Below are 895 nucleotides of genomic sequence, written 5' to 3' on the forward strand. Positions count from 1 at the left end.
GCCTTCACCTTGTCTCGTACCTCTTCACCCAGCGCCTCGATCTCCGCGCTCGACGCGGACCCGAGGTTCAGCAGGAAATTGCAATGCTTCTCGCTCACCTGCGCGTCCCCGCGCGTCAGCCCGCGGCAGCCAGCCGCGTCGATCAGCGCCCAGGCCTTGTGCCCCTCGGGATTCTTGAACGTCGATCCACCGGTGCGCGACCGCAACGGCTGCGACGCCTCGCGCTCGGCGGCGATCCGGTCCATCTCCGCACCGATGACGCTAGGCTCGCCGGGCGTGCCCGAGAACACCGCCTCGACCACCACCGCACCCTCCGGTAGGTCAGAATGCCGGTACACATAGCCGAACCGCGCCGCCGGCCACGTCTCGATCGCGCCGTCGCGCGTGACGACGGTCGCCTCGATCAGGATATCGCTGACGTCGCGCCCATAGGCCCCCGCGTTCATCCGAACAGCGCCGCCCACCGTCCCCGGAATGCCGCGCAAAAACTCGAGCCCGGCGATCCCCGCATCGCGCGCGGCGCTGGCGACGGTGATCCCCATCGCCCCCGCCCCGGCCCGAACGCGACCGTCCTGCACAGACACCTTCGCCATCGCCTTGGGCAGCCGGACGACGACCCCCGGCACGCCACCGTCCCGAACGATCAGATTTGAGCCGACGCCGACCGGCAGAACCGGCGTCGAAGGATCGAGCGTCTTCAACAACCCAGCCAGATCCTCGACATCCGCAGGCCGCACGAGCCACTCGGCCGCCCCACCGGTCCGAAACCAGATGAAGTCCGCCAGGCTGCCATTCGGAGTCAGAGACCCCCGCAAATCCTCCCCGGCACGGGGAGGGGGACCGCCGAAGGCGGTGGAGGGGGGCCCGCCCGAAACGGCACGCCCGTGGCCAGCCC

1 protein-coding gene is annotated in these 895 nt (G+C 70.1%); it reads right to left on the bottom strand.

Features of this window, described 5'->3' with window-relative positions:
- On the bottom strand, positions 1-815 hold an 815-nt coding region (gene murB / locus ASE88_RS02070; RefSeq protein WP_056474993.1), incomplete at its 3' end, for a UDP-N-acetylmuramate dehydrogenase.
- Positions 816-895 lie beyond the last annotated feature (80 nt).

The sequence above is a fragment of the Sphingomonas sp. Leaf38 genome, from assembly GCF_001421825.1.
GTDB lineage: Bacteria > Pseudomonadota > Alphaproteobacteria > Sphingomonadales > Sphingomonadaceae > Sphingomonas.